The sequence below is a fragment of the Streptomyces sp. HUAS MG91 genome (assembly GCF_040529335.1).
GTDB classification, from domain to species: Bacteria; Actinomycetota; Actinomycetes; order Streptomycetales; family Streptomycetaceae; genus Streptomyces; species Streptomyces tabacisoli.
Window position 1 is genome coordinate 7392642 of the sequence record NZ_CP159534.1, and the last position, 26853, is coordinate 7419494.

General features: G+C 71.5%; 26 protein-coding genes. 13 read left to right on the forward strand and 13 right to left on the reverse strand.

Annotation, left to right across the window (positions count from 1 at the left end):
* Positions 1 to 57: 57 nt before the first annotated feature.
* Positions 58 to 2850: a transcriptional regulator gene (locus ABII15_RS33365; RefSeq protein WP_353946004.1), complete on the reverse strand. Its 2793-nt coding sequence runs from the start codon at positions 2848 to 2850 to the stop codon at positions 58 to 60.
* Positions 2851 to 2980: 130 nt separating this feature from the next.
* Between ABII15_RS33365 and ABII15_RS33370 the strand changes: the two genes are divergently transcribed.
* Complete coding sequence (locus ABII15_RS33370; RefSeq protein ID WP_353946005.1) at positions 2981 to 3187, forward strand: hypothetical protein; 207 nt, start codon at positions 2981 to 2983, stop codon at positions 3185 to 3187.
* Between the two features lie 56 nt (positions 3188 to 3243).
* Here the strand turns inward: ABII15_RS33370 and ABII15_RS33375 are convergent, their stop codons facing one another.
* Entirely contained in the window at positions 3244 to 3912 is a 669-nt protein-coding gene (locus tag ABII15_RS33375; RefSeq protein ID WP_353946006.1) for a methyltransferase domain-containing protein, read from the reverse strand.
* 95 nt (positions 3913 to 4007) lie between these two features.
* On the reverse strand, positions 4008 to 4520 hold the full coding sequence (locus tag ABII15_RS33380) for an N-acetyltransferase (protein ID WP_353946007.1): 513 nt from the start codon (positions 4518 to 4520) through the stop codon (positions 4008 to 4010).
* A gap of 540 nt (positions 4521 to 5060) precedes the next feature.
* Between ABII15_RS33380 and ABII15_RS33385 the strand changes: the two genes are divergently transcribed.
* Complete coding sequence (locus tag ABII15_RS33385; RefSeq protein WP_353946008.1) at positions 5061 to 5759, forward strand: STAS domain-containing protein; 699 nt, start codon at positions 5061 to 5063, stop codon at positions 5757 to 5759.
* A 62-nt stretch (positions 5760 to 5821) separates the two neighbouring features.
* On the opposite strand, the gene ABII15_RS33390 is transcribed toward ABII15_RS33385, so the two are convergent.
* A complete protein-coding gene (locus ABII15_RS33390) occupies positions 5822 to 6745 on the reverse strand; it encodes a zinc-binding dehydrogenase (protein ID WP_353946009.1) in 924 nt (307 codons plus the stop codon).
* 96 nt (positions 6746 to 6841) lie between these two features.
* Here ABII15_RS33390 and ABII15_RS33395 point away from each other — a divergent pair, with 96 nt between their 5' ends.
* The 7 genes from ABII15_RS33395 to ABII15_RS33425 all read left to right on the forward strand — a co-directional run bounded on the left by ABII15_RS33395 (position 6842) and on the right by ABII15_RS33425 (position 13344).
* A complete protein-coding gene (locus tag ABII15_RS33395; protein WP_353946010.1) occupies positions 6842 to 7282 on the forward strand; it encodes a MarR family winged helix-turn-helix transcriptional regulator in 441 nt (146 codons plus the stop codon).
* Between the two features lie 202 nt (positions 7283 to 7484).
* Positions 7485 to 8768, forward strand: coding sequence for an NAD(P)/FAD-dependent oxidoreductase (locus tag ABII15_RS33400; protein ID WP_353946011.1), 1284 nt, complete (start codon positions 7485 to 7487; stop codon positions 8766 to 8768).
* A gap of 12 nt (positions 8769 to 8780) precedes the next feature.
* Entirely contained in the window at positions 8781 to 9227 is a 447-nt protein-coding gene (locus ABII15_RS33405; protein WP_353946012.1) for a RidA family protein, read from the forward strand.
* Positions 9224 to 9898 (forward strand): DUF1028 domain-containing protein, encoded by a 675-nt coding sequence (locus ABII15_RS33410; RefSeq protein ID WP_353946013.1) that lies wholly within the window; start codon positions 9224 to 9226, stop codon positions 9896 to 9898. Before ABII15_RS33405 ends, ABII15_RS33410 begins: the two co-directional genes overlap by 4 nt.
* Positions 9895 to 11043 carry a M20 family metallopeptidase gene (locus ABII15_RS33415; protein ID WP_353946014.1) on the forward strand — a complete coding sequence of 383 codons (1149 nt, stop codon included), beginning with the start codon at positions 9895 to 9897 and terminating at the stop codon, positions 11041 to 11043. The genes ABII15_RS33410 and ABII15_RS33415 overlap by 4 nt, the downstream gene beginning before the upstream one ends.
* On the forward strand, positions 11040 to 12386 hold the full coding sequence (locus ABII15_RS33420) for an MFS transporter (protein ID WP_353946015.1): 1347 nt from the start codon (positions 11040 to 11042) through the stop codon (positions 12384 to 12386). Before ABII15_RS33415 ends, ABII15_RS33420 begins: the two co-directional genes overlap by 4 nt.
* Before the next feature lie 40 nt (positions 12387 to 12426).
* Complete coding sequence (locus ABII15_RS33425) at positions 12427 to 13344, forward strand: LysR family transcriptional regulator (RefSeq protein ID WP_353946016.1); 918 nt, start codon at positions 12427 to 12429, stop codon at positions 13342 to 13344.
* A gap of 4 nt (positions 13345 to 13348) precedes the next feature.
* Here ABII15_RS33425 and ABII15_RS33430 read toward each other — a convergent pair whose 3' ends face one another.
* Positions 13349 to 13960, reverse strand: coding sequence for a TetR family transcriptional regulator (locus tag ABII15_RS33430; RefSeq protein WP_353946017.1), 612 nt, complete (start codon positions 13958 to 13960; stop codon positions 13349 to 13351).
* A gap of 183 nt (positions 13961 to 14143) precedes the next feature.
* Between ABII15_RS33430 and ABII15_RS33435 the strand changes: the two genes are divergently transcribed.
* From ABII15_RS33435 to ABII15_RS33445, 3 genes are all read left to right on the forward strand, one after another.
* Positions 14144 to 15616, forward strand: a complete 1473-nt coding sequence (locus ABII15_RS33435; RefSeq protein ID WP_353946018.1) for an aldehyde dehydrogenase — start codon at positions 14144 to 14146, stop codon at positions 15614 to 15616.
* A 50-nt stretch (positions 15617 to 15666) separates the two neighbouring features.
* Positions 15667 to 17019 carry an aspartate aminotransferase family protein gene (locus ABII15_RS33440; protein ID WP_353946019.1) on the forward strand — a complete coding sequence of 451 codons (1353 nt, stop codon included), beginning with the start codon at positions 15667 to 15669 and terminating at the stop codon, positions 17017 to 17019.
* Between the two features lie 124 nt (positions 17020 to 17143).
* On the forward strand, positions 17144 to 18622 hold the full coding sequence (locus tag ABII15_RS33445; protein ID WP_353946020.1) for an APC family permease: 1479 nt from the start codon (positions 17144 to 17146) through the stop codon (positions 18620 to 18622).
* A gap of 4 nt (positions 18623 to 18626) precedes the next feature.
* Here ABII15_RS33445 and ABII15_RS33450 read toward each other — a convergent pair whose 3' ends face one another.
* The gene (locus ABII15_RS33450) at positions 18627 to 19067 is read right to left on the reverse strand and encodes a PPOX class F420-dependent oxidoreductase (RefSeq protein ID WP_353946021.1); all 441 of its coding nucleotides are present in this window, start codon (positions 19065 to 19067) and stop codon (positions 18627 to 18629) included.
* A 105-nt stretch (positions 19068 to 19172) separates the two neighbouring features.
* Between ABII15_RS33450 and ABII15_RS33455 the strand changes: the two genes are divergently transcribed.
* On the forward strand, positions 19173 to 19517 hold the full coding sequence (locus ABII15_RS33455; protein WP_353946022.1) for a DUF2809 domain-containing protein: 345 nt from the start codon (positions 19173 to 19175) through the stop codon (positions 19515 to 19517).
* Between the two features lie 169 nt (positions 19518 to 19686).
* Here the strand turns inward: ABII15_RS33455 and ABII15_RS33460 are convergent, their stop codons facing one another.
* The 7 genes from ABII15_RS33460 to ABII15_RS33490 all read right to left on the reverse strand — a co-directional run bounded on the left by ABII15_RS33460 (position 19687) and on the right by ABII15_RS33490 (position 26401).
* Positions 19687 to 20433 (reverse strand): enoyl-CoA hydratase/isomerase family protein, encoded by a 747-nt coding sequence (locus ABII15_RS33460; protein WP_353946023.1) that lies wholly within the window; start codon positions 20431 to 20433, stop codon positions 19687 to 19689.
* A 23-nt stretch (positions 20434 to 20456) separates the two neighbouring features.
* On the reverse strand, positions 20457 to 21704 hold the full coding sequence (locus ABII15_RS33465) for a cytochrome P450 (RefSeq protein ID WP_353946024.1): 1248 nt from the start codon (positions 21702 to 21704) through the stop codon (positions 20457 to 20459).
* A gap of 93 nt (positions 21705 to 21797) precedes the next feature.
* Complete coding sequence (locus ABII15_RS33470; protein WP_353946025.1) at positions 21798 to 23192, reverse strand: cytochrome P450; 1395 nt, start codon at positions 23190 to 23192, stop codon at positions 21798 to 21800.
* Positions 23193 to 23394: 202 nt separating this feature from the next.
* The gene (locus tag ABII15_RS33475) at positions 23395 to 23955 is read right to left on the reverse strand and encodes an ATP/GTP-binding protein (RefSeq protein ID WP_353946026.1); all 561 of its coding nucleotides are present in this window, start codon (positions 23953 to 23955) and stop codon (positions 23395 to 23397) included.
* Position 23956: 1 nt separating this feature from the next.
* Complete coding sequence (locus ABII15_RS33480) at positions 23957 to 24343, reverse strand: DUF742 domain-containing protein (RefSeq protein ID WP_353946027.1); 387 nt, start codon at positions 24341 to 24343, stop codon at positions 23957 to 23959.
* Positions 24336 to 25181: a roadblock/LC7 domain-containing protein gene (locus ABII15_RS33485; RefSeq protein WP_353946028.1), complete on the reverse strand. Its 846-nt coding sequence runs from the start codon at positions 25179 to 25181 to the stop codon at positions 24336 to 24338. Before ABII15_RS33485 ends, ABII15_RS33480 begins: the two co-directional genes overlap by 8 nt.
* On the reverse strand, positions 25178 to 26401 hold the full coding sequence (locus ABII15_RS33490; protein ID WP_353946029.1) for an ATP-binding protein: 1224 nt from the start codon (positions 26399 to 26401) through the stop codon (positions 25178 to 25180). The genes ABII15_RS33485 and ABII15_RS33490 overlap by 4 nt, the downstream gene beginning before the upstream one ends.
* Positions 26402 to 26853 lie beyond the last annotated feature (452 nt).

Genomic DNA, 26853 nt, shown 5'->3' on the forward strand with positions numbered 1-26853 from the left:
CGGCCGGCCCGGTACTCCTCGCGCTCGCGGTCGGCCCCGCTCCGGAGGCGAAGGAGCTCAGTGCTCTTCGAGTCTTTGTTTCCTCAGCTGAAGAAGTTGTGCGAGCGCGCTGGCGTTGCCGGCATCGGCGGCCCTCCGGGCGAGAGAGTCCGCCTCCCTCCAGTCACCGGCCATGTCGCGCAATATGGCAAACCGCCCCATAGCGTAGGTGTCGCCCATGTCGGCGGCGGTCCGCAGCAGCGATCCGGCGCCATCCGCGTCACCCCCCGACTCCCGGATGTCCGCGAGTCTCACCAGGGTGCTGGTGCTTCCGGCCTCGGCGGCCAGCTGAGCGAACCGCTCGGCTCCCGTCCGGTCGCCGGAGAACTCGCGCATCTCGGCGATGCGCGCGAGGGCACTGGTGTCACCGGCATCCGCTGCCAGTTTCGCGAATCGCTCGGCACCTTCGTGATCCCCCGAGAGCTCGCGGAGATCGGCGAGGCGCGCCACAGCACATGGATTGCCTGCTTCCGCGGCTTGAAGTGCCAGGCGCTCCGCACCCTCCGAGTCTCCGGCCTGCTCGCGCGCTTCGCTGATCCGCGCGACTGCGCTGGGAATGCCCGCGTCCGAAGCCAGACGGCACAGATGCTCGGCACCTTCATGATCCCCTGCGGCCTGGCGTATGGCGGAGAGCCGTATCGCTGCGAAGCGATGTCCGGAGTCGACGGCCTTCTGGGCGAGCTTCTCGGCCTCCGCATGCAATCCCGCTGCTTCACGCATCTCGGCGAGCCGAACAAAAGCGAAGGACTGTCCGGCGTCGGCGGCCCGCATGGCCAAACGTTCCGCGCCGGTCCGGTCGCCGACTGCTTCTCGCTGAGCCGCGAGACGGACCAATGCGCTGGCATTGCCCACCCGAGCGGCCCGCTGGTACAGCCGCTGAGCCCCGTTCTTGGCTCCAGCCGCCTCTCGCATCACGGCGAGCCGCATGAACGCGGAGGTGTCGCCGGCGGCGGCCGCCAACTGACAGAGCCGTTCGGCGCTCTGGTGTGCTTCTGCTTGTTCTCTCAGCTCGGCAAGACGGACGAGAGCGCTGGTCAGCCCTGCTTCTGCGGCGTCACGGGCGAATTGCTCGGCGTCTTCGCGCTTTCCGGCCGCCTCGCGCAGCTGTGAGAGGTGAGCCAGGGCGCTCGGGTCTCCTGACTCCGCGGCGCGTCGGGCGAACTGCTCCGCTTCCTCGAACTGCTGCTCCAGTTCCCGTAATCCTGTCAGCCGGAACATCGCGGCCGTGTTGCCATGATCGGCGGCGCGTTGCAGGAGCCGGTCGCTCTCCTCGGTAGCACCTGCGGTCCCTCTGATCTCCGCCAGCCGAATGAGCGCGTCGGAGTTGCCCGAAGCCGCCGCCTGTCGCGCAAGTCGCTCGGCCCACTGCATCCGGTTCCTGACCCGGGCGGCATCGGCCAGGTTGGCGAGATCCTTGGGGCCGAGATGGTCGAGGGCCGCCCGCCAGAACGAATCCGGGGGACACAGCCGCGCGCGACGGCGGCGCCCATGCTGTTCCAAGTAGTCGGCAAGGCGATACGACTCGGTCCGGGGGACCGGGCTCGTGGAGGTTGGCGAGGCCGGACGCGGACGGGCCCGGCGCAAGGGTGCGTAGCGGCCGTGGACGGGGCGGGTCACGTCCGTGAGCGCGAGATCCAGCCAGTCGTCGGACAGCTCGTCGTACTCGGCGTCGTCGAGATAGCCCTCCACGGCGTGCTCCAGGAACGCGACCGGAATGTGCGCTCCCACCCCGAGGCGCCGGGCGTCCATCGCAGCGTGGAGCAGGGCTCCTACGGCGGTGGAGGCTGACCCGTAGCGGCGCAGGAGCTCAGGGACCCCAGCGAGGAACTGGGTCAATCGGCCGTTCTCCATGTGCCCCAAGGCATAGGCGAGTTGCTGGTCACCCGCTGCCGCGAGAGACCCTGCTGCCTGTATCGCCGCTTCGTCGAAGCTGTCCGGCAACTCGATCAACCTCCCCGCCAGCAACTCACGGATTCGCGCATACGAATCCGGGCCACCGGCCTCGGGGAGCGCCATGAACGCGTCCGCGTACTCCGGCCAGAGGGTACCCAGGATCAGCACAGGGCCTCGGTCCCCGTCGGTGAGCCGGCTGTGGACCGCTGCCGAGATGCGTTCGCTGGTCTTCTCGCCGACACCGAAGTACTGCTGAGCGTCGTTGAGCCAGACGACCGTCCGAGGCGCGACCCTGCCGATGTCGGCGAGGACGGCGTCGGTGCGAGTGGGGTCGAAGGGATGCCAAAGACGCCATCCGGCGGCGGCCAGCGGCTGCACCGCCTCCCAGCACGCCCGGGTCTTGCCCGTGGATGAGGAACCGACGAGTACGGCCATCCCACTGCGCCCGTACTGAGCCGCGCTCACCACTGTCGCCAACGCATGGTCGTGTGCGCGCCGAACGTAGGCGGGGAGTACGGCGAGTCGCCCGTATCTCCTTCCGCCCCTGTCCGTCTGAGCCCCGGAGCCCGCCGCCGGCGGCATCGCGGCTGGATGCACTTCCAAGTCGTGCGGATCCCACAGTCCGATCGACTTCCCTGGAGTGCCGACGTCGGGAGGCGTGACGTCACGGCCGTGTACGGCATCGAGGAGCTTCAACAGTGCGGGGGTGTCCAGGTGAAGGGCCTGGCCCAGCGCGCCGACCGTGTCGCTCGAAGGCGCCGCCGCGTTGGTGCTGAGTGCCTGGTTGACCGTCGTACGACCCAACCCGGCGGCACGGGCCAGTTGTGTCTGATTGAGCCCGCGGGCCACTCGGCCGGCCTCCAGACGGTGCCTCAGTTCCGCGAGCGCGTCGCGGTTGTGAGCCTCACCAGTGTCCACGTCGCATCCTCTGAGTCCCCCCGGCGCCCGTTGTTCGCCGGTGTTCATCTTGAGTCGATGAACCACGGTGAACAGGAGGTACCCGAAAGTCGGCCCCACCACAACAGGCCGAACACGCGGAGGACCGGATATGACGGACCGCAACATGATCACCCTCTTGGCCGGCGCACAGGTGATCGTCATCGCGCTGCTCGCCGGAGCGGCTGCCGGATATCTGGCGCGCCGGGACCACGCGACCTACCCCGCTGCTCTGGCGCGTGCGGCCATGAGTTTCACCGCGACCGTGGCTCTTGCCGCCACGGTGGTTACCACCGTGGCCGGCGTCGGCCACACATGATGAGCACCGCCGACGCAGCTCACGAACCTGTTCTGGAACATCACGTCCAACACTCCTCACAGGGCCGTCACGGTCGTCGGTGTGGGCTTGCGGGCCAGGAGGCAGGCGTGGGGTCTGTTGGCGCGGCCGCCGGGTTCCTGTTCCAGTTTCGCGGTGACGACGAGCCCGGCCTCGTTCAGCAGGTCGACCACGCGCTCCAGGGGCAGGAGGTACGACTCGTAGGACACCGGGCGGCCGTAGCCGTGGGTCGGCCGGAGCCGTTCGTCGCCGACGTAGTCTCCCCAGAGCAGATGGCCACCGGGTGCGAGCGTGCGGTGGAACTCGGCGAACACGTCCGGCAGCCATCGCGGGGGCGTGTGATGGGTGGAGTACCAGGCCAGAATGCCGCCGAGCTCGTCGTCGCTCGTCTCCAGCGCGGTCATCGACCCTTCCGCGAAGCGCAGGTGCGGATGGGCGCGCCGGGCCAGCGCGATCATCTTCGGCGACAGATCGATGCCGAAGACGGACGCGCCCAGCCCGGCGAGGTGTGCCGTCACGCGTCCGGGGCCGCATCCCACGTCCGCCACCGGTCCCGGACCGGCCGTCCGCGTCAGCTCGGCGAAACCAGCCAGCATCGCGCGTGACAGCGGGTCCATCTCGGCCGGCGGCGGGACGCGTTCGACGTAAGCGGTGGCTACCGTGTCGTACGACTCCCGGACGGCGGTCAGAAAGGAGGGCTCGGCCATGCGGGCGACCCTAGACCGGACGACTGACAGTCCGGGCAACTGCCAGTCCAGGGCGCCGACTTCAGCCGGCCCGCGCGACCGCGGCACAGGGCAGGTCAGATGCCGAACGCGGTGGCGTAGCGGACGGTGCCGCTCGGGAGGGGAAGGCCGGTGTCGAGGCTGAGCGCCATCAGGGCGTCGTCGGGGACGTCGATGGTCAGGCCGATGCCGTGGTCGGAGGCCCGGGTGAATCCGAACCGGGGGTAGTAGGCGGGGTGTCCGAGGACGACCACGTGGTGCTCGCCCTGCGCCTTCGCCGCGGCCAGGGCCGCGCGGATGGCCGCACTGCCCGCTCCGGTCCGTTGGTGTTCCGGGCGGACGGCGCACGGGGCCAGGCACAGCGCCGGGGTGGTGCCGATGTGGCAGCGGGTCAGCAGCGCGTGGCCCACCGGGCGGCCGGTCTCGTCGGCCGCGACGAGGGAGAGGCCCTCGATCCAGGCGGCCGGATCGGCGCGCAGGGCGTCGACGAGGTCGGCCTCGGCAGGGGTGGGGAAGGCCGCGAGATTGATGTCGCGGACGGCGGGGATGTCGGCGCCGGTCTCGGCGCGCGTGATCCAGGTGTTGCCCATGGCGATGGGAGATCCGTTTCGGGAGTCGTGCGTGCGGTTGCCCCGTGAGCTCACGCTCTCAGCGAGGAGGGGACGGGAAAATCAGGCCACGGCCCGGGACGTGAGGGAGACCCGGACGCTCCGCAGGGTGGCCGTGAGCGCGGTCATCAACCTCACCTCCCATCGACAACCACTGATCAAACACGGACACCTCAACCATACACAGACAGGCCCCGCACGACCGACGACGAGCGGCCCGAGGTCCGCTCGGTACCCCACGATCGGCTCGTCGAGCTGGACGAACACCGGCGTACGAGCTTGTGGGCCGCCCGCATAAAAGTGTGGGAAGGGAGCAGAGGGTCGTAGGAGACGGACTCCATCGACATTCGGCCAGTGGCACGGCTCTTCACGGAATCCGACTCCTCGCGTCACAAGTTGCCCATGCGTGTGTCCTACGGAGTGATGGCCGGTTCCTGTCGGCCAATTCGCAACGGCACGAGCCCACGATCACGTGGCCCGTGCTCGCGTTGCGGACCGGCGGTTCCAGGAGCGGTGGAAGAGATGCAGTGGACCGATCGAACGGCTGCGCACGGGACGATCGTCCTCGGCGTGAGCGGGGATGTCGGCGCGACCAGCCTGGGAGAGCTGCGCCGGCCCGTGTCCCGGTACCTCGCCCAGGGGCACTTGGCGTTCGTGATGGATCTGAGCGCGGTGCGGTACTTCGACTGGTCCGGGATCAAGGGTCTCGCCGGACTGCGGCTCCCGGTCACGGGCCGCGGCGGCACGTTCGGTGTGGCCGGGGGAAGTTCGGTGCGCCGCGCGATCGTGTCGAGCCGATTCGAGCACGCTCTCGGTCTCTGCCCGACGCCGGGAAAGGCCGTGCTGGCCTGCGCGCCGGAGCCCTTCCTGCGCGCCGATCAGAGCGTCTGCGACTGGTGCGGCGCCGTCGTGCCCACCGGCGAACGCGTCGACGAGATCGTGCGGGACTCGTCCGCCGAGTACCCCGGAGACCCGCTTCTTGAGGGCGCACGCACCGTCGTCGGCTGTGGTCACCGGCACGTCACGGCCTTGGTCGAGCACTACGGCGCGCGGCCCTACAGCGAAGTCGAGGCCTGGGCGGCACGGGTCGACCGGGTGGTCGAGGACAAGGGCGAGTCCTTCAGCGGCCTCCCGCTGGCCGATGCCGTCGGCCTTGATCTCGGCCAGCTGCGCCGAGCCCTGGCCTGGCGCGCCGGGCACGACGTTTCGAGCACCGCGTAGGCCGCGTCCACCGGGGGTGGGGCAGCCGGCGAAGGGGAGCGGGCGGGACGCCGAGGCTCGCTTCAGGGCACCAGGACGACCTTTCCCCGATTGGCCCGGGCCTCGATCGTCGCGTGCGCTCGCGCCGCGTCGGCGAGAGCGAACTCCGCGTGGACCGCGGGCCGCAGCGCACCTTCGCCGAACAGCCGCCACAACTCGTCCCGCCACCGTGCGTACCGCTGCGGCTGGGTCCTGGCCACCATCGCCACCTGGAAACCGATGGCCGACCTGCCGCCCGCGAGGAGCTCGTACGCGTCGATGGTGCCGCCGCCCGAACTGTAGGCGACCAGCCGTCCGCCGGGTGCGAGCGCCTTGACGGCAGGGGTGAGCAGGGTGCCGCCCACCGCGTCGAGCACGATGTCGACCGGATCGCCCCAGCCCGGCTGCCCGTAGGTCACCATGGCGTCGGCGCCCAGCGACCGTACGAAGTCCTCCTTGCCGGAGTCGCCCACGGCGGCGACCACGCGGGTGGCACCTCTCGACCGGGCCAATTGCAGGGCGAGATGGCCCACCCCGCTCGCCGCCGCGGTGACCAGGACCGACTCGCCCTGCTCCGGGCGCGCGGCCTCCAGGGCGCCGAGCGCCACCACACCGCTGCGGACGAGTGCGACGGCGTCCGTGGCGGTGGCGTCCGCCGGAATCGGCGAAGCCATCGCGGAGTGCAGCAGCGCGTACTCCGCGTATCCGTGTCCGAAGCAGAGGCCGGTGACGCGGTCGCCCGGAACGTATTCGCTCACGCCTTCGCCGACGCGCACCACTTCACCGGCCAGCTCTCCGCCGAGCGGGATGGGCTGTGCGCTCTCGCGCGTCTTGCGCACGACGGGGAGCGTGACTCCGATCGCCTCCGTCCTGACGAGCAGTTCGCCCGGCCCGGGCTCCGGGACGGGGACCTCCTCCTGGAACAACTCTTCGGGTCCGCCCGTGTGTTCGTACCGGATGCGCCGCATGGTCGATCCCCCCGACACTCGCGAGATTCATTGGTGATTCCAACGGTAATGCATGTTCGTTGGGGTTACCAATGAAATCTCGGTAGGCTGTCGGGCATGACAGAGACCCCGTCGGCGCCCAGTCGTATTCGCGGCCTTCCGAGCTGGCTCCTCGGCCGGGCCGCCTCCCGCGGGCGCGGGCTGGTCTCGGCGGCGCTCGCGCGGCACGACATGAAGATGTGGCACCACGTCGTTCTCGCCGCCGTCGCCGATCTGGGTCCCGTCGCACAGGCCGAACTGGGCAGGGCCGTCTCGCTCGACCCGAAGGACATGGTCGGCGTCCTCAACGATCTCCAGGCCGAGGGCCTCGTCGTCCGCGCCCCGGACCCGGCCGACCGCCGCAAGAACGCGGTGAGCCTCACCGCCGCGGGTGAGCGGCGACTTGAGGAGTGCACGGACGCGGGGGAGCGGGCCAACGAAGAGCTCCTGGCCCCGCTGTCACCGGCCGAGCGGAAGCAGTTCCTGGAGATGCTGCGACGAGTCGCCGGAATCGCGTGACCACCGGCCCCCTTCGACCCATGCCGAACGCCGCGACCGGACGCTGACCCACTCGCCGCGACCGGCCCGTCAGGCGCGCCTCTCCGTATCTGAGAATCAGATCGCTCTCCGCTGAAACAACTGTTGGACAGAACTCCGGGCCCGGCCGAAGGATGGCCACAGCGGCGCCGCGGCATCGGCCGTCGCGTGAGTGGAGGTCGAAATGCCCAGTGAGCAGACGGACGTTGTGGTGGTCGGCGCGGGTCAGGCCGGCATAGCGATGAGCGAACACCTGGGAGCGCAGGGCATCCCGCACATCGTCCTGGAACGGGACCGGATCGCCGAGCGATGGCGCTCCCAGCGCTGGGACTCCCTGGTCGCGAACGGGCCCGCCTGGCACGACCGGTTCCCGAACCTGGAGTTCCCCGACGTCGCTCCGGACGGCTTCGCCACGAAGGAGCAGGTCGCCGAGTACTTCACGGCGTACGCGGAGAAGATCGACGCCCCCGTGCGGTGCGGCGTGGAGGTGACGCGCGTACGCAAGAACCAGGGCCGCCCCGGCTTCCGGGTCGAGACGTCCGAGGGGGATGTCGAGACCCGGTTCGTCGTCGCGGCGACCGGGCCGTTCCAGCGGCCCGTGATCCCGCCCGTCGTCCCGGACGGCGCGGTCCTCACGCAGATCCACTCCAGCGAGTACCGCAATCCGGGTCAACTGCCCGACGGTGCCGTGCTGGTGGTCGGCGCGGGCTCGTCCGGTGTCCAGATCGCCGACGAACTGCGCAGGTCCGGCAGGCGGGTCCTGCTCTCGGTGGGGCCGCACGACCGGCCGCCGCGCCAGTACCGCGGCCGCGACTTCTGCTGGTGGCTCGGCGTGCTCGGCCTGTGGGACCTGACCACGCCGCCGCAGGGTGCCGCCCACGTCACCATCGCGGTCAGCGGGGCCCGCGGCGGGCACACCGTGGACTTCCGCGCGCTCGCGGGCACCGGCGTCGAACTCGTCGGGATGACCGCCGCGTACGACGACGGCGTGCTCCGGTTCGCCCCCGACCTCGCCACGAACATCGCGCTCGGCGACGAGAAGTACCTGGGCCTGCTCAGGGCGGCCGACGCCTACGTCGAGCGCAACGGCCTCGGCCTTCCCGAGGAGCCCGAGGCGCACGTCCTCGGCGCCGACCCGCAGTGCCTGACCGACCCGCGGCTCGAACTCGACCTGGCCGAGGCCGGTGTCACCTCGATCGTCTGGGCGACCGGCTTCGCCGCCGACTACGGCTGGCTCGACGTCGACGCGTACGACGAGAACGGCCGGCCCGACCAGAGCCGCGGCGTCTCCCGCGAGCCCGGCGTCTACTTCCTCGGCCTGCCCTGGCTGTCCCGGCGCGGATCGAGCTTCATCTGGGGCGTCTGGCACGACGCCAAGTACGTCGCCGACCACATCACGACCCGGCGCGGATACCTCGCGTACCAGCACCCCGACAACAGCGACAACAGCGACCACGGCAGCAACTGAGGAGCACAGAGCATGGCAGGCGCCCCGATCGTGGCCGGCGGGCACACCCGGATCCGGCCGTTCAACACCAAGGACACCTATCCCGAGCAGAGCCTCGACAACGACCTCTGCCAGGCCGTCGTCGCCGGTGACACGGTGTACGTCCGCGGCCAGATCGGCCAAGACCTCGACACCAGCGAGTCCGTCGGCATCGGCGACGCCGAGGCACAGGCCGAGCGGGCCATGGCGAACATCAAGATGCTGCTCGAAGAGGCCGGCAGCCGGATGGAACACCTGGTCAAGCTGACGATCTACCTCATCGACCCGCGCTACCGCGAGGCCGTGTACCGCACGGTCGGACGGTGGACGAAGGGCGTGTACCCGATCTCCACGGGTGTCGTCGTCTCCGCTCTCGCACGCCCTGAATGGCTGTGCGAGATCGACGCGATCGCCGTGCTGCCGAAGGAGGAGCGGGCATGACGTTCTCCCTGGTGGTGCGCGACGGTGAACGGTTCGGCATCGCGGCCAGTTCGTCGAGTCCGGCGGTCGCCGCCCGCGTCGTCCATCTGCGGCCCGGCGTGGGCGCGGCGACCTCGCAGAACATCACCGACCCCACCCTCGGCACGCACCTGCTCGACGGGCTGGCCGAGCACGGCGACGCGGAGCGCGCCCTGGCCGGGGTGACCGGCGCGCGGCAGCACGAGAAGACCATCGCCTACCGCCAGTTGACGGTGCTCGGGCGGTCCGGCCCCGGGTTCGCCCACAGCGGCCCGCACACGCTCGGCACCTATGCCGCAGTCGCTGTCGACGGCGCGGTCGCCGCGGGCAACATGCTCTCCGGCGAGCACATTCCGCAGGTCCTCGTCGACGCGTACGCCGCCGCCACGGGTGAGCTGGAGGAGCGGCTGATCGCCGCCATGAAGGCGGCCGTCGCGGCGGGCGGCGAGGAGGGACCCGTGCACTCGGCGGGACTCGCGGTGGTCGCCGACGTCGGCTGGCGGGTGACCGACCTGCGCGTCGACTGGGCCGACGACCCCGTCGACCGGCTCGGCGACCTCCTCGACGTGTGGCTGCCGCAGCGGGACGACTACGTGCGACGCGGCCTCGACCCGGCCGCCGCACCCTCCTACGGCGTGCCGGGGGACCGGTGAACGGCCGCGCCCTGAAGGCGGCGGCCCGGCAGGCCGTCGACCGGCACGCCGACGAACTCATCGCGCTCTCGGAGCAGTTGCACGCCGACCCGGAGACCGCGTGGGAGGAGCACCGGGCCGCCGCCCGCGTCCCCGAGCTGCTCGACCGCGCCGGATTCGAGGTCACCGCCTCCTACCTCGGGCTCGACACGGCGTTCCACGCGCGGTTCGGCACCGGACCCGTACGCGTCGCGCTGTGCGCCGAGTACGACGCGCTGCCCGGCCTCGGCCACGCCTGCGGGCACAACCTGATCGCGGCGAGCTCGGTCGGCGCCGCCCTCGCGCTCGCCGCCGTCGCCGACGACGCGGGGCTCACCGTGGAGGTCTACGGAACCCCGGCCGAGGAGGGCGGCGGCGGCAAGATCGAACTCCTGGAACGCGGTGCCTTCGCCGGTGTCGACCTCGCGATGATGGCGCACCCGGCGCCGGTGGACGTGGCCGAGGCCCGGCCGTTCGCGGTCAGCCACTCCAAGATCTCGTACACCGGGAAGTCGGCGCACGCCGCCGCCTACCCCGAATCCGGGGTCAACGCCGCCGACGCCTTCACCGTCGCCCAGGTCGCCATCGGACTGCTGCGCCAGCAACTCCCGCCGTCGGCGCGGGTGCACGGTGTGGTGACGCACGCCGGGGACGCCCCCAACGCCATCCCCGAGCGGTCGTCGGGCCGCTGGTACGTACGGGCGGAGACGCTCGCCGAACTCGCCGCGCTCGAACCCCGCGTGATGCGCGCCTTCGAGGCGGGCGCCCTCGCCACCGGCTGCGCGCTGGAGATCGAGCCGGAGAGCAAGCCGTACGCGGAGTTCCGCGCGGACGAGACGGCACTCGCCCACTACCGGGCCAACGCCGTCGCCCTGGGACGGGAGTTCGCGCCGCCGGGCCAGGCCGCGCGCATGAACCGCGCCTCCACCGACATGGGCAACGTCTCGCAGGTGGTGCCCGCCATCCACCCCTACATCGGCATCGGATCCCTGCCCGCCACCAACCACCAGCGGGAGTTCGCCGCGCACTGCGTGGGCGGCCCCGCGCGACGGGCGCTGCTCGACGCGGCCGTCGCCCTGGCGTGGACCGCCGTGGACCGGGCCGTACCCGAGGAGGCAGCGACGTGACCACGACCGAGACCGACCACCCCGCCGTGGACGTGCCCACCGACCCGGCCACCCTGCGCAGGAGCGTGGCCGCGGGAGCCGTCGGCGTCTTCGTGCACTGGTTCGACTGGGCCGCGTACGCCTATCTCGCCGACACCGTCGCGACCGTGTTCTTCCCCGCCGAGGACCGCACCACCGGCCTGCTCGCCGTGTTCGGCGTGTTCGCCGTCTCCTTCGGCATCCGGCCGGTCGGCGCCCTGGTCCTCGGCCCGCTCGGCGACCGGATCGGCCGCAAGCGCACCCTCTCGCTCGTCATCTTCCTGATGTCGGGCGCGACCCTCACGATCGGCCTGCTGCCGGGCTACGACTCGATCGGCATCGCCGCCCCGGTGCTCCTCGTGCTGCTGCGGCTGGTCCAGGGATTCGCCGCGGGCGGCGAGTTCGGCAGCGCGGCCAGCTTCCTCGCCGAGAGCGCGCCGCGCCGCCGCCGCGGCTTCGGGGTGAGCTGGCTGGAGGTCGGGTCGCTGCTCGGCTTCCTCGCCGGCTCCTTCGTCTTCCTGCTCCTGTCCACCGGCCTCGACGACGCCCAGCTCACCGCCTGGGGCTGGCGCATCCCGTTCCTCGTCGCGGCGCCGCTCGGCGTCATCGGAGTGGTCATCCGCAACCGCATCGAGGACACCCCCGAATACCGGGCACTGGAGAGCAACGACACCGTCCCGCGCAGCCCCGTGCGCGAACTGCTGCGCTCCCACCGGCGCCAACTCCTCCAGGCGGCGGGCCTGATGACGGCCATGCACGTGCCGTTCTACGCGGTCCTGACCTACCTGGTCACCTACGAGACGGACCACCTCGGCCAGTCCGCCGACAGCGCGGCGCTGCTCTCCACCGCCATCTCCCTGCTCGGCCTGGTGCTCGTACCGCAGTTCGGCGCGCTGTCCGACCGGGTGGGACGCAAACCGGTCTTCATCGGGGCGACGGCCGCGCTCCTCGTCCTGTCGACGCCCGCCTTCTGGCTGATGCGGACCGGCCTGACCGGAACCTGGATCGCCGGGCTGGCGCTCGGCGCGATCCTGGCGGCGATCCTCGGCACGTACGCGGTGTGGTCGGCGGAGACGTTCCCCACGCGCACCCGGCAGAGCGGCCTGTCCATCGCGTACAACGTGACGGCCGCCCTGTTCGCGGGTACCGTGCCGTATCTGCTGACCCTGCTCATCTCGGCGACGGGCAGCACGCTGGTGCCGGGCCCCTACCTCATGGTGTTCGCCGCCGGAGGCCTGATCGCCGCGCTCTCCCTGAAGGAGACCGCCGGCTCGACGCTGCTGCACGCCGAGGACGTGTCGGTGCCCGGTGAACACACGCCCTAGAGTCGGGCGCACACCCGTTCCACCGGCACAGAGGCCCCGCATGACGACACCCCCCGGATTCACCCTCGTCCAGCTGCGCTACTTCCTCGTCGCGGCCGAACGCGGCTCGATGACGGAGGCGTCGGCGGAGCTCCACATCGCCCAGTCCGCGGTGTCCGCCGCCGTCACCGGCCTGGAGCGCGACCTCCAGGTGCAGCTGTTCATCCGCAGGCGGGGCCGGGGCCTGACCCTGACCCCGGCGGGTGAGCGCCTGCGCCAGCAGGCCCGGGACCTGCTGGGCCGCGCCCGCGAGATGGAACGGGAGGCGCGCGGCGACGGGCCCGCCCTGTCCGGGCCGGTCAGCGTCGGCTGCTTCGTCACCCTGGCCCCGTACTACCTGCCGCGCCTGTTCAGCGAGTGCACGCGCCGCCACCCCGGCATCGAGATCGACGTGGTCGAGGACGAGGCGGACCAGCTCGTCGCGGCCCTGACGGCCGGGCGCATCGACTTCGCGCTCACCTACGATCTGGGCCTGTCCGCCGAGCCGGAACTGCTCAGCGAGACGATCGCCCGCGCACCCGCCTACGTCATCGTCGCCGCCGCGCACCCGCTCGCGGACCGGGGCAGCGTGAGCCTCGCCGAACTCGCCGCAGAACCGCTCGTCCTGCTCGACCTCCCGCACAGCCGCGACTACTTCCGCGCCCTCGTCACCGCCACCGGCACCGCGCCCGACGTCCGCTACCGCACCCGCAGTTACGAGACCGTCCGCTCCATGGTCGCCAGCGGCCTCGGCTACTCCGTGCTCAACCAGCGCCCCGCGACCCGGTCGACGTACGGCGGCGGCGAGATCGCGGAACTCGAACTCCGCGACGCCGGACGCCCGCTGGAGGTCAGGATCGCCTCGGTGGCCGGGACGGCGCAGTCGGCCCGTGCCCGCGCGGTGCGGGACGTCCTGCGGGAGATCGCCGCGGGAGCCTGAGCCGTCACAGCCCGACGCAGCCCGTCACCGCCCGCGCCTGGACCCGGATCAGGCGCTGGGCCTCCGCCCGGGTCAGCCCGGCGTTGCGGCTCACGATGTGCAGGCCGTAGCCGTCCTCCAGCGCCACCAGATTCCTGGCCAGGTCGCCGACGGGCCCGGTCAGGGTGAACACCCCCGTCGCGGCGCCCACTTCGAGCACGGTCGTGTAGAGGCCCACCTCGCTGGAGAACAGGGACGCCATCAGGGCCGCGTGCCCGGCGCTGCGGTCGGCCCTGCCGTGCAGTTCGTAGAGCAGCCCGTGCGTGGCGTCGTCCGGGGCCGACGGCAGCCCGGAGGCGATCAGCGCCCGCAGCCGCTCCACCGGGTCGGCCACCTCGTCGGTGACCGCGTGCCGTGCCGCCAGGAACCTCTCGACCGCGCCCCGGTGCACCTCGATCACCAGCTCGTCCAGCTCCGGGTAGTAGTAGAGGACCGACCCCGCGGACATGCCGGCCTCCGCCGCGATGTCCTTGATGCGCAGGCCCTCCAGGCCCCGCTCCGCGATGGCCCGGCCCGCCGCGTCCACGAGCGCCTCGCGCCGCGCCGTCTGGTTCTTCGGTCTGCCCAGTTTCCCCATGCGGTTAATTCTCTGTTACGTCGTTCAGTTAAATCAAGCGGATCCCGTTCAGAGCATTGACGTACCTCTGACGCATTGTTTGAATCCAGCATCAAAGAACTGGGTCAGGAGAGCCGACTCCGCAAGGACGCGGCCCGGACGACTTCCGTACGGCCGCGCGCCGTACGCAACCGAAGGTCCCCCATGCCGACGCATTCGCACTGGCGGCAGCGTGCCGCCGAACTCGCCCCGCGCACCCGCCTCTTCATCGACGGACGATGGACCGAACCGGCCGAGGGCGGCACGCTCGCCACCGTCGACCCCGCCACCGGGAAGACCACCGCGGACGTGGCTGTCGCCACCGCCGCCGATGTCGACCTCGCGGTGTCCGCCGCCCGCACCTCCTTCGACGACGGCCGCTGGTCGCGCGCCGCACCGGCCGAACGCAAGCGCGTCCTGCTGGAGCTGGCCCGGCTGATCGACGTACACGGCGAGGAGCTCGCCCTCTGCGACACCCTCGACATGGGCAAGCCCATCGCCGAGTCCCACGGCACCGACGTGCCCGGCGCCGCCGGTGTCTTCGCCTGGTACGCCGAGGCCGTCGACAAGCTCTACGACGAGGTGGCGCCCGCCCCGCCGGGGAACCTCGCCCTCGTGCGGCGCGCGCCGCTCGGCGTCGTCGGCGCGGTGGTGCCGTGGAACTTCCCGCTCGACATCGCGAGCTGGAAGCTCGCGCCCGCCCTCGCCGCCGGCAACAGCGTCGTCCTCAAGCCGGCCGAGCAGTCACCGCTCTCGGCCCTGCGCCTGGCCGAACTGGCCGCCGAGGCGGGGCTGCCCGACGGCGTCCTGAACGTGGTGCCGGGGCCCGGCGGGACGACCGGTCGCGCGCTGGGGCTGCACCCCGGCGTCGACACCCTCGTGTTCACCGGCTCCACCGCCGTGGCCAAACGCTTCCTCGCCTACTCGGCCGAGTCGAACATGAAGCAGGTGTGGCCCGAGGCGGGCGGCAAGAGCCCGAACGTGGTCTTCGCCGACGCCGACCTCGACGCCGCCGCGGAGCGCGCCGCCTGGGGCTTCGCCTACAACGCCGGACAGGTGTGCTCCGCCAACACCCGCCTGCTCGTCGAGGCCTCCGTCGCCGAGGAGTTCACCGCCCGCGTCGCCGCGCACGCCCGCACCTGGGTGCCCGGCGACCCGCTCGACCCCGCCACCCGGCTCGGCCCGCTGGTCGACGAGGCGCAGGCCGAGCGGGTGCTCGCCGCGGTGCGCGCCTCGGGCGGCACGCTCGTCTGCGGCGGCACCCGCCCCGACCGCGAGGGCGCCTTCGTCGACCCGACCGTCGTCACCGGCCTGGGCGCCGACTCCCCGCTCGTGCGCGAGGAGTTGTTCGGGCCGGTCCTCACCGTCCTGCCCTTCCGCGACGAGGCGGAGGCCGTGCGTCTGGCCAACGACTCCGCGTACGGGCTCGCCGCGTCCGTGTGGACGCGGGACGTCGGCCGCGCCCACCGCGTCGCCGACGCCCTCCACGCCGGCACCGTCTCGGTCAACACCGTCGACGCGCTCAGCCCGTTCACGCCCTTCGGCGGCTTCAAGCAGTCCGGCCACGGACGCGACCTCTCCCTGCACTCCTTCGACAAGTACACGGGCCTGAAGACCACCTGGATCACCTACGGCTGACCGGCCGGACCCTCAGGAACAGCACGTCACCGACCACGGAAGGCAGCACCATGACCCTCGACGCCGCAGACCTCGCCCGCCGGGACCGCGCGCACATCATCCACCCCTACCTGCCCGGCAGCGCCACCGAGCGTGTCGTCATGACCGAGGGATCGGGCTGCCGGCTGACCGACTCCGAGGGCCGGGGCTACCTCGACGCCACCGGCGGCCTCTGGCTCGCCCAGGTCGGACACGGCCGCGCCGAGCTGGCCGACGTGGCCCACGAGCAGATGAGCAGGCTGGAGTACTTCACCAGCTTCTGGGAGTTCTCCAACGACCGCGCGATCGAACTCGCCACCCGCCTCGCCGCGCTCGCCCCCGACCCGCTCAACCACGTGTACTTCACCTCCGGCGGCTCGGAGGGCAACGAGGCCGCGATCAAGATGGCCCGCTACTACCACCACCGCCGCGGCGACACGGACCGCACCTGGATCCTGGCGCGCAGCAAGGCCTACCACGGCATCGGCTACGGCGGCGGCTCGGCCACCGGATTCCCGCTGTACCACGAGGGATTCGCGCCGATGATGCCGCACGTCTCGCACCTCACCCCGCCGTGGCCCTACCGCACCGAGCTGTACGGCGGCCAGGACCCCACGGACTTCCTGATCCGGGAACTGGAGGAGCGCATCGCCGAGATCGGCCCCGGCAACATCGCGGCGATGATCGGCGAGCCCATCATGGGCGTCGGCGGCATGCTCGTCCCGCCGGCCGACTACTGGCCGCGCGTGCGCGAGGTCCTCGACCGGCACGGCATCCTGCTCGTCTTCGACGAGGTCGTCACCGCGTACGGACGGATGGGGGAGTGGTTCGGCGCCCAGTACTTCGGCGTCACCCCGGACATCATCGTCACCGCGAAGGGCATCACCTCCGGCTACGTACCGCTGGGCGCCCTGCTCGTCGGCGACCACGTCGCCGAGGTGCTGCTGCGCGACCACGGCTTCCCGATGGGCTACACGTACAACGGCCACCCCGTCGCCACCGCCGTCGCCCTCGCCAACCTCGACATCATCGAGAAGGAGGGCCTGCTGGCCCGCGCGAAGACCATCGGCGCGACCCTGCACGCCGAACTCGAGGCACAGCTCGGCGATCTGCCGATCGTCGGCGAGATCCGCTCCGTCGGCATGATGCTCGCCGTGGAACTCGTCGCCGACCGGGACACCCGCGCCCCGCTCCCGCTGAACCCCGACCGGATGCCGCACGACGTCATCCGCCGCGAGACCGGCGTCATCGTCCGCGACTCCGCCCACAGCCTGGTCCTGTCGCCCCCGCTGATCATGACGGACACCGAGGCCAAGGAGGTGGCGTCCGCCCTGCGCGGCGTCCTGGCCCGCACCGAGCCGACCGGCGAGATCCGCCCGGCCTGAGACACCTGCTCCGACGGCCGGGGCCCGGCACCCGCCGGGCCCCACCCCGTCCGACACGGAACCCCCCGCAACGCGCCCGCACGCCACTGCTCGCAGTCCCCGACTCCTGCCCAAGGAACTGCCCGTGTCCACCAAGCTCACCACCGCCGACCCACAGACCGAGACCGCCTCCTCGGGGCTGCGCCGCAGCCTGCGGCGCTTCGACATCACCGCCATGGCCGTGGCCGCGGTGATCTCGTTCGACACCGTCGGCCAGATCGCCACCGGCGGCGGCGAGGCCGCCACCTGGACGGCCGCGATCGCCCTGTTCTTCCTCGTCCCCTACGCGCTGCTGTTCGCCGAGACCGGCGCCGCGTTCCCGCAGGAAGGCGGCCCGTACGTCTGGGTGAAGCTCGCCTTCGGCCGGCCGGCGGCCGCGCTCACCACCCTCTTCTACTGGGTCACCAACCCGATCTGGCTGGGCGGTTCCCTGGTCTTCCTCGCCGCCGAGACCTGGGACGGCTTCGTCTTCCACCTGGGCTCCGGCACCGTCGGCGACTACGCCTTCAAGCTCCTCTTCGTGTGGATCGCCATCCTCACCGCGATCGTCTCGCTCAGCCGCGGCAAATGGATCACCACGGTCGGCGCGGTCGTGAAGGTCCTCTCCCTGACCCTGTTCACCGTCACCGCGATCCTCTACGGAGCCGAACACGGCTTCCAGGGCCTGTCGGAGGCGCGGTTCACCCCGACGACGGCCGGCTTCCTCGGGCTCGTCCCCATCCTGCTCTTCGCCTACGTGGGCTTCGAGGCGCCGAACGCGGCCGGTGAGGAGATGCACGATCCGCAGCGCGACGTACCCGCCGCTCTCGGCCGCTCCGCCACCATCGCGGCCGCCTGCTACCTGCTCCCGGTCGTGGCCCTCCTCGCCGTCGTCCCCGCCGACAAGGTCACCGGAATCGGCGGCTTCATGGAGGGGGTCCGCCTCGTCTTCGGCGTGTACGGCGGCGCGGCCGGCCCGTTGCTCACCTGCACCGCCGTCATGTTCGTCTTCGCTCTCCTCACGCAGGGCAGCGCCTGGATGATCGTCAGCGACCGCATGCAGGCGATGGCGGCGGCGGACGGCGGCTTCTTCGCCCGGGGGCTCGGCGCCTTCCACCCCCGGCTGGGCACACCGGTCCGCACCAATCTGCTCTCCGGCGCGGTGGCCACCGTCTTCATGCTGACCGCGATGCGGTTGGTGCACGGTGACACCGGCGCGGTCTTCGGCGTGGTCCTCACGGTGGCGGTCACCACGCTGCTGCTGTCCTACCTGGCGATCGTCCCCGCCCTGCTCTTCCTGCGCCTGCGCCGCCCCGAGGTGCCCCGGCCCTACCGCGTCCCGTTCGGCAACCGGGGGTTCGTCGTGTGCGCGGTGCTCGTCTACGCCTGGATCCTGGTCGGCTCCTGGGCCGCGCTGTTCCCCGGCGTCCTGGAGTCCCTCTTCGGTATCGACTACGACTTCCAGGACGCCTGGGGCGTCTCCCGCCCCACGTTCGAGACGTTCACCCTGGGCACGATCGTGGTGCTGCTGCTCGTCGGCGCGGCGGGGCTGGCCGTGGCGCGGCGGGAGCGACAGGAGACGTAGGGGCTCAGCGCGCGGGCTGACCGTACGCGCGCTCCACGTGCAGGGTGACGAGGACCCGCCTGTCGCGGACCATCGCGCGGCGGTAGTCGTCCCAGTCCTCGTGCTCGCCGTTGCGGTCGCGGTAGAGGGCGATCAGGGCCTCGACCGTCTCGTCGTACGGGTCCGTGGCGACGGGCGTCAGCTCGGCGGTGCCCTCGACGACGGTCCAGGCCCACCGGTCCTGGCTGGTGACGTGATAGCCGGCCCGGGGATCGCGACGCAGGTTCTTCGTCTTGGCCCGGTCCTCGGTGACGGAGACGCGGATGGTGCGGGCGGCGGGGTCGTAGACGTGCCACACGTTGGACAACTGCGGGCGGCCGTCGCGTTTGAGAGTGACCAGGATGCCTTCCTTGATGTCGGCGGCGAGTTGGAGCAGTACGTCGTCGTGCGCCTCGGAATCAGCCATGCCCAGCCCAACGCCTCGCCGCCGTCGGGGATTCCCCTCGTTGCTCCGGAAGAGGCGCGTCACCGGCGGGCGAGGGCATCGGGGAGGTGGCATAGGGTCTCTCCCGTGCACACGCGACGGGGAGCACTCGGGGGAGCGGTGGTGACCGTCGCGGCCGGTCTCGCCGTCCGGGCCTGGACCGACGGCGCCTTCGCCAAGTACGCCGGGGACGCCCTCTACACCGTGCTGGTGTGTCACGTCGTGGCTCTGACGGCGCCTCGGCTGCGAGCCGGTGTGGTCGCCGGCATCGGCCTCGCGTTCAGCTGGGCGGTGGAGTTCTCGCAGATCGCCGGGATCCCGGCGATCCTGCAACCGCTCCTCGGGGCGACGTTCAACCCGCCGGACCTGCTCTGGTACGCGGTGGGAGCGGGCCTCTACGCGGCAGCGAGGAGCCGACCGGTCCGGCGCTGAGCGGGTCCCGGTGGGTCAGCACTCGACCTCGAAGGCGAGTTCGCCGTAGCGGCGCGCACCGCGCCGGTCGAACCCATGGCCACCTCGGCGCCGGAGGGGGCGCGCGGTTCGGGGCCGCGTGCCGCCCCGGTACGGTCCGGGGCGGGATGCGGCGGAACGGCCTGGGGCGTCAGTGGGCGCGTACCACCTGGGCGGTGAGCAGGTGTGCGTCGAGCAGGGTGATGTCGGCGGTGCGGTCGGCCCGGGAGTAGCCGGCCAGCATGCGTTTCGTCATGATCAGGGCTTCCGGTGAGCGTCTGGCGAGCGGCCGGGTCCATGCGGCGACCGTGCGGTCCAGTTCGTCGGCCGGGGCCACCTTGTGCAGGAGCGAGATCCGGTGCGCGGTGGCGGCGTCGAACGTGTCGCAGGTGAGCATGAGTTCGCGGATCCTCGCGGCGCCGCCCTCGGAGATCAGGCGGCCCATGGCCCCGCCCCACGCGGGAGGCAGACCGAGGCCCACCTCCGGCATGCGGAACCGGCAGGTGTCCGCGCCCGCGCGCAGGTCGCAGTACGAGGCCAGCGCGAGACCGGCTCCGACGACCTTGCCGTGGAGCCGGGCGATGGTGATCGCGTGCGTGGTCTCCAGCGCCTGGCACAGCCGGTGGGCCCTGTCCACGATGCGGCGCAGGGCGGCGCCGCTCGGGTCCTGCTCCATGGCGGCCTGGAACTCGGTGCGGTCCGCGCCCAGGCAGAAGTCCTCGCCCAGCGAGGAGAGCACCAGGACGCGGATGTCGGGTCTCTCGTGGAGATCGTCCAGCACTCCGATGAGTTCGTCGACGACGGCGACGCCCAGCGTGGGGTCCTGCCCCTCGGGGGCGAGGCGGACATGGAGCACCGGGCCGTCCTGCTCGACGCGTATCGCTTTGGGGGAGGGCATCGAGAGGAATCGATTCTGTTCTGTCATGCGGGGGCAACGTCCAGATTCAGCGGGCGCCGGAACGCCACTCGGGGCGCCCAGGCGGGAGGGCGGACCAGCGTCAGGCGGGGAAGGCGCTGGGTCAGATGGCGGAGCAGGGTCTGGGCCTCCAGCCGGGCCAGGGGGGCACCGAGGCAGTAGTGGATGCCCCCGCTGAAGGCGAGGTGGGCGGGTTTGCGCAGCGGGTCGAAGAGATCGGGGTCGTGGTGGCGCGCCGGATCGCGGTGGGCCGCCGCCACCATGAGGTGCACCATCTCGTCCCGGCGGATCTCGGTCCCTTCGAGCACCGTGTCCCGGGCGGCGACCCGGCTGATGACATGGGTCGGCGGGTCGTAGCGGAGCGTCTCCTCGACGAATGCGGGGACGAGATCGGGGCAGGAGGCGATCAGGTTCCACCGTTCCGGCCGTTCGACGAGCCGGAGCGCGGTCATGGTCAGCAGGGTCGACGTGGTCTCCAGCGCCGCCAGGACGACGAACAAGGCCAGCAGGTAGACCTGTTCGTCGGCCTCGTCGCGGTCCGGTTCCACGGCGTCCCACGCCTGTATCCACCGGGACACGGGGTCGTCGCCGGGCCGGGCCCGTCTGCTGCGGACCAGCTCGACGAAGTAGGCCCGCAGTTCGGCCGTGGCCGCGTCCGACCTGGCCAACTGGGTCGCGGAGGGCAGCAGTTCCTGCGTGAAGACCTGCTCGTGGGTCAGGTCGCGCAGCCGCGGCCAGTCCGCGGCGGGCAGGCCGAGCCAGTGCCCGATGGTGGCGACCGGCAGCTCCTCGCTGACCAGGGTGGCGAAGTCGGCCTCGCCCTCCCGCAGTTGCTCGGTCAGGTCGTCGAGGAGCCGGACGGTCACCTGGTCGAGCATCCGGCCCATGTCCTGGATGGTGGTGCGGTCGAACCCGCCGGCGGCCCGGCGGACCCGGGTGTGGTCGGGAGGGTTGAGCGCGGGCAGGGTCCTGCCCATCTCCCGCGAGGAGGGGGCGTTCCAGCGCGTACCGGCCCCCTGGCGTTCTCGCCAGCTCGCGTCCGGTTCGATCCACTCGCGACTTCTCAGTATCCGGTCGCACAGGTCGAAGCCGGTGACGAGTGAGCCGCCCCACGGGGCGGGACTGACGCCGCCCCGGGCAGCGAGTTCTGCGTAGAAGGGGAAGGGGTCGGCCTGTCCCGCGGCGGTCCGCAGTCGGGAGAACAGTGAGACCGCGGCCCGGCGGTCGTACGGCCGGGTGGAGACAACTCCCATGGCGGTAGCTCCTTTCTGAGCTTCAGCCGCCATGAATACCCACATGATCGTTCAAGCATCCAATAACCCACTGTCCTCACAGGGTTACTTAGATCACTCGCCTCTCGTCCACGCCACGAAGCGGCTGAAAAGTCCCCCCTTGCGCTGCGGCTGCGCCTGGCGGGCCGGAGCGGAACCGGCCGTGGTCTGGCCGCCCTGCGTGACGTAGGCGTCCGCGGGAGCGGTCGCCGCGCCGATGCCGGACGACGCCTGGCCGGAGTCGCCGAGGGCGAACGGAACGGCCCGCGAGGTGAACCGGACGGGGAGCGTCACCAGCGACCGGCTCCACGGCGAGGGCACCCAGGCCAGGGTCGAGAAGGGCTGGCGCAGTTCGACGTCCGGCAGCCGCTTGAGCAGCGACTCCACGGCCGTGACCGCGATCATGAACGCCGGGTCCTTGGCCGGGCAGGCGTGCGGGCCGGCGCCGAAGCCCAAGTGGGCCTTCGCGCTGAGCTGTTCGCGGTGGACGTTCAGCTTGGGGTCGGTGTTGGCCCCGGCGAAGGAGATCAGCACCGGGTCGTTCGCGCGGATGACCCGGTTGCCCAGCTCGACGTCGTGCGTCGGGTAGTGGGCCGCGTAGTTGGCGATCGGCGCGTAGTTCCACAGCGTGTGGGAGACGGCGCTCTCGACCGGCAGCCCGGCCTGCCACTCCTCGCCCAGGTACAGCGCGGTGCTGGTGCCGATGGTGGCCGCCAGGGGCGCCGTACCGCCGGACAGCAGGGTCACGAGCTGGTGCAGCACCTCCTCGTCGCTCAGCTGGGCCGGGTGCTGCATCAGACGCGTCGTCAGATCCAGTCCGGGGCTGCGGTGCTTGAGGGCGATCAGCTCGGCGAGCGCGCCGCCGAGGATCTCGTCGGCACCCGGAGTGCCCTCGAAGATGCCGCTGATCCCGGCGATCACCCGGTCGCCGAGCTCGGGCGGGCAGCCGAACAGCTGGCTGAAGACCAGCAGCGGCAGCGGCTGGGCGTAGGACGCCATCAGCTCCGCCTGGCCGCTGGGGTCGGCGCTGAAGCGGCCGATCAGGTAGTCGGCGGACTGCTGCGTCAGGCGGACGATCTGGCGCTCGTCGACCGTCGCGAGGCTCTCGGTCACGACCTGGCGCAGCCGGGCGTGCGCGGCGCCGTCGCTGAACAGCGCGTTCGGACGGTAGCCCATCATCGGCAGGGCCGGGCTGTCGGCCGGGACGCGCCCCTCGTTCAGCGCGTTCCAGCGCCGCGAGTCACGCACGAAGGACGCCGGGTTCTGCAGGATGTACAGGGCCGCGTCGTAGCTGGTGACCAGCTCGACCTCGACGTCCGGGGCGATGTCCACCGGCGCGCTGGGCCCGGCCGCGCGCAGGTGCGCGTAGTGGCCGTCGGGGTCCGCGCCGAACGCGGATCCGTAGAGCCGGACGTTCTCGTGCGCGGGGCAGCCCGGCGGTATGTGCGAGGACTCAGTGGGCTGTTGCATTCCGTGCTCCTAGGGGCCTGGCCGGCGGCCTCGGCCGCGCGTGGGTGGCGATCTCTTGTCGGTGCGGGTGAGCGGGGTCGGGACGGCGCCCGGCGCCTGTCGTCGAACTCCCCGCCGCCGCGCGGCGTCCGGTACGCGGCAGAGCACGCACCGGACGCCGCGCGGCCGCCCTCCGGGCGGCGGGGGAGTGTGCGGACAGGCCCTAGGCGAGCAGGGTCATCAGGTGCTCCACCAGGGTGATGAGTGCCTGCCCGGCGGACTCCTCGTCGCGCACGTCGCAGCCGACGACCGGGGTGTCCGGAGACAGATTCAGCGCCTCGTGCACTTCTTCGAGGGGGTAGTCGGCGGTGCCGTCGAACCGGTTGACGCCGATCGCGTACGTCAGGCCGAACCGTTCCACCAGGTCGAGGACCGGGAACGACTCCTCGAGGCGCTCGGGGTCGACGAGGACGAGCGCGCCCAGCGCGCCGCGCGACAGCTCCTCCCACATCTCCTTGAAGCGCTCCTGCCCGGGGGTGCCGAACAGATAGAGGACGAGACTGTCACTGAGGCTGAGCCGGCCGAAGTCCATGGCCACGGTCGTGGTCGTCTTGTTCGGCGTGCCCGAGAGGTCGTCGAAGCCGACACTGGCCTCGGTGATCTCCTCCTCGGTCCGCAGCGGCTCGATCTCGGAGAGGGCGCCGATGCAGGTGGTCTTCCCGACCCCGAAGTGCCCCACGATGAGGATCTTCACTGCGTGCGAGACGTCTGGATCCAAGTACAAGTTACGCTCCGAATCGCTTCTTCCGCAGGCCGTCGAGGACGGCGCTGACCAGCTCCCTGTCGACCCTTTCGGCACTGGGGATGGGCTTGCGGACGAGGATCAGGCCACCCTCCTCCAGCTGCGCCAGCAGGATGCGGACGATGCCCAGCGGCAGATGGGTGTGTCCGGCCACCTCGGCCACGGACAGGAACCCGTTGGCCACCAGGTCCAGGACCGTGCGCGCCTCGGGGGACAGGGCGCGCGCGGCGGTGTCGGCGTCGCGGGCGGCCGTCACCAGCGCGGTGTGCGCGTACTGGTGATCCGGCGGCAGGGCACGCCCGTTCGTGATCACGAAGAGCGGTACTAAGGGAGAGGTGAGTTCCAGTCCCTCGTCGGGCTCCTCAGACATCGCCGACTCTCCCTCCGGGTGCGGAGTGCGCGGTCAGTTCCGGTACCGCCTGGTGCAGGCGGGTGGTGAACTCCTCGATGTCGCAGTCGTGTTCGGCCGACGCGGCGAGGAAGGCCCCGTCGCCGGCGGCGATCAGGAAGATCCATCCGTGCGAGAACTCGATGACTGTCTGCCGCCACGTCGCGTTCTCGACGGCGCCCGCGAACTGGGACGTCACCCGGCTGTAGGCGTGGATGCCGGTCATGGCGGCGGAGATGGTGTCCGCCAGGTCCCGGCTCATCGCGGAGGTCGCCCCGCGCGGCAGTCCGTCCCCGCCCAGCAGGACGGCGTGCCGGGCGCCGCGTACCTCCGCGACCGCCCGGTCCAGCTCGGGCAGCACGAACCCCGACCCGCCGGTGGCCCCGGGCCGGTCCGCGGCGCCGGAGCCCGACGCCCCGTACTCGTCCGTCGGGACGCGGGGCGGCGAGGTGAGGTTGTTGCCCAGGCGGGCCACCAGCCGGTGCATGCGGAAGGAGATCTGCTGCATGTCGACGTCGGGCTCGGCCGCGGCGGCGAGATAGGCGCCCTGCCCGGCACCGATCAGGAAGATCCAGCCGTGGTCGAACTCGATGACCGTCTGGCTCCACTCCCCTTCCTTCGCCGAACCGGCGAAGTGCGCGGTGGCCCGGCTGAGGGACTGCATGCCCGCCATGGCGGCCGAGATGGTGTCGACGTCCTTCGGGTCCAGCCCCTCCGTCGCACCGCGGGGAAGACCGTCGGCGGACAGCAGGACGGCGTGCCGCGCCAGGGGCACGTTCTGCACGATGTCCTGGAGCATCCAGGACAGGTCTGGCGTCATTCGTCTTCAGACCCTTCGGCGGACGGGGTGTCGATCTTGCGGGCCGAGAGGGTGCCCCGCTGGAGGGCGCCCAGGCTGCGGCCCGAGGCACGCGGCCCTCCCTCGGAGGCCCCGAACGCGGGCCGCCGGGGCGACGCGTCGGGCACGCTCGCGATGGGGGACTGGCGCTCGCCCCGCTTCGGCAGGCCGTGCACCGTGCGCTTGGGGGGCTCGGCCCGCGTCGGCGCCGGGGGCTCGGGCCGCTCGACGGGCGGCTGCGCCGGGGCGGCCTGACGGATCGGGCTGACGGGCGCGTCGGCCCTCGGCGGCGTCTCCTCCATGGTCCACAGCTCCTCGGGCAGCAGCACGACGGCGCGGACACCGCCGTACCGGGAGACTCCGGTGACATCCACCTTGAAGCCGTACTGGCGGGCGATCAGACCGATGACGGGGAAGCCGAACTTGGGCTGCGTGCCCAGCTGCGACAGGCGGGGAACGTCGTCACCGGAGAGCAGCGCGGTCGCGCGCTGCCGGTCCTCGTCGCTCATGCTGACGCCCGCGTCGTCGATGACGATGCACAGGTTGTTCTGGATGCGCTGGAAGGTCACCTCGATCGGTGCGTCCTGCTGCGAGAAGCTCGCCGCGTTGTCGAGGAGTTCGGCCACCGCGAGGGCGACGGGCGCGACCGCGGACGCCTTCAGCGCGAGTCCGGTCTGCTGCATGATCGCGACCCGGCTGAAGTTGCGGATCTGGCCCTGGGCGCTGCGCACCACGTCGTAGACGCTGGCCGGCCTGTTGCGCCGGCCGAGGGGCGCGCCGCACATCACGGCGATGCCCTGGGCCTTGCGGGCCATCTGGGCGTTGGAGTGGTTCACGTCCAGGAGGTCGCTGAGGACGGCGTGTCCTCCGTACCGCTGCTGCACGCCGTGCAGCAGGGTGGTCTGCTCGGCCGCGAGGCTCTGCAGGAAGCTGGCGGCGCCCTTGAGGACCGCCTTGGTGTTCTCCTCGGCATCTTCCTTCGCGGCGAGGATGGCGCTCTCGCGCTCGGTCCAGATTCTCTGCAACTCGGCAGACGAGCCATGGAGTTGACGTTCCAGAGTGCTCACCTGCTGACGCAGATCGGCTTCTGACCGCTGCTTCTTCGCCGCGAGCGCTCTACTGCGGATGGTGAGTGCCACGACGGCGGCGACGGATATCGCCGCTATCACAACCAGGCACCACACCAGTGCGTCTCGTGTCATGGAAACCTTTCTCGGCGCATGGCGACAGATGCACTTCGTCAGGGCCCGCGACACGGCCCAAGAGCGTCACCCGACCGACGATGCACACACGGGGGCACATCGCAAGGAGGCGCGCGGGACGAGTGGATCAAGATCGCGGATGCCGGGATGCTATCACCGTGATTGACCCTCAGATTCCGCGCGGAAACCGGCCTTTGGGGGCTGGAATTCGCGGGCTCGTCCGCGCGCGGACACCCGTCGGACCGGCCCCGGCCGCGTCGCCCGGCTGTGCCACCTGGACCAATGCGCGGATTTAGACGGTGCGTTGACAAAAGTCGGCGACGCGGGTCGGTGACGGGGGTCGTGGACACCCCCAGGGGGTACGGGGTGTCGATGGCGCGACCCGGTCCCGCCCAGAGGCCGTTTCCGGCCAGACGGACGCGGCAAGTTGGCTGGAAAGGCGCGATCGATGA

What these genes read in the sequence shown, in the direction of transcription:
- ABII15_RS33370 (WP_353946005.1), top strand. Translation starts at nt 2,981, where the DNA reads ATGACGGACCGCAACATGATCACCCTCTTGGCCGGCGCACAGGTGATC.
- ABII15_RS33375 (WP_353946006.1), bottom strand. Translation starts at nt 3,912, where the DNA reads ATGGCCGAGCCCTCCTTTCTGACCGCCGTCCGGGAGTCGTACGACACG.
- ABII15_RS33380 (WP_353946007.1), bottom strand. Translation starts at nt 4,520, where the DNA reads ATGGGCAACACCTGGATCACGCGCGCCGAGACCGGCGCCGACATCCCC.
- ABII15_RS33385 (WP_353946008.1), top strand. Translation starts at nt 5,061, where the DNA reads ATGCAGTGGACCGATCGAACGGCTGCGCACGGGACGATCGTCCTCGGC.
- ABII15_RS33390 (WP_353946009.1), bottom strand. Translation starts at nt 6,745, where the DNA reads ATGCGGCGCATCCGGTACGAACACACGGGCGGACCCGAAGAGTTGTTC.
- ABII15_RS33395 (WP_353946010.1), top strand. Translation starts at nt 6,842, where the DNA reads ATGACAGAGACCCCGTCGGCGCCCAGTCGTATTCGCGGCCTTCCGAGC.
- ABII15_RS33400 (WP_353946011.1), top strand. Translation starts at nt 7,485, where the DNA reads ATGCCCAGTGAGCAGACGGACGTTGTGGTGGTCGGCGCGGGTCAGGCC.
- ABII15_RS33405 (WP_353946012.1), top strand. Translation starts at nt 8,781, where the DNA reads ATGGCAGGCGCCCCGATCGTGGCCGGCGGGCACACCCGGATCCGGCCG.
- ABII15_RS33410 (WP_353946013.1), top strand. Translation starts at nt 9,224, where the DNA reads ATGACGTTCTCCCTGGTGGTGCGCGACGGTGAACGGTTCGGCATCGCG.
- ABII15_RS33425 (WP_353946016.1), top strand. Translation starts at nt 12,427, where the DNA reads ATGACGACACCCCCCGGATTCACCCTCGTCCAGCTGCGCTACTTCCTC.
- ABII15_RS33430 (WP_353946017.1), bottom strand. Translation starts at nt 13,960, where the DNA reads ATGGGGAAACTGGGCAGACCGAAGAACCAGACGGCGCGGCGCGAGGCG.
- ABII15_RS33435 (WP_353946018.1), top strand. Translation starts at nt 14,144, where the DNA reads ATGCCGACGCATTCGCACTGGCGGCAGCGTGCCGCCGAACTCGCCCCG.
- ABII15_RS33440 (WP_353946019.1), top strand. Translation starts at nt 15,667, where the DNA reads ATGACCCTCGACGCCGCAGACCTCGCCCGCCGGGACCGCGCGCACATC.
- ABII15_RS33450 (WP_353946021.1), bottom strand. Translation starts at nt 19,067, where the DNA reads ATGGCTGATTCCGAGGCGCACGACGACGTACTGCTCCAACTCGCCGCC.
- ABII15_RS33460 (WP_353946023.1), bottom strand. Translation starts at nt 20,433, where the DNA reads ATGCCCTCCCCCAAAGCGATACGCGTCGAGCAGGACGGCCCGGTGCTC.
- ABII15_RS33465 (WP_353946024.1), bottom strand. Translation starts at nt 21,704, where the DNA reads ATGGGAGTTGTCTCCACCCGGCCGTACGACCGCCGGGCCGCGGTCTCA.
- ABII15_RS33470 (WP_353946025.1), bottom strand. Translation starts at nt 23,192, where the DNA reads ATGCAACAGCCCACTGAGTCCTCGCACATACCGCCGGGCTGCCCCGCG.
- ABII15_RS33480 (WP_353946027.1), bottom strand. Translation starts at nt 24,343, where the DNA reads ATGTCTGAGGAGCCCGACGAGGGACTGGAACTCACCTCTCCCTTAGTA.
- ABII15_RS33485 (WP_353946028.1), bottom strand. Translation starts at nt 25,181, where the DNA reads ATGACGCCAGACCTGTCCTGGATGCTCCAGGACATCGTGCAGAACGTG.
- ABII15_RS33490 (WP_353946029.1), bottom strand. Translation starts at nt 26,401, where the DNA reads ATGACACGAGACGCACTGGTGTGGTGCCTGGTTGTGATAGCGGCGATA.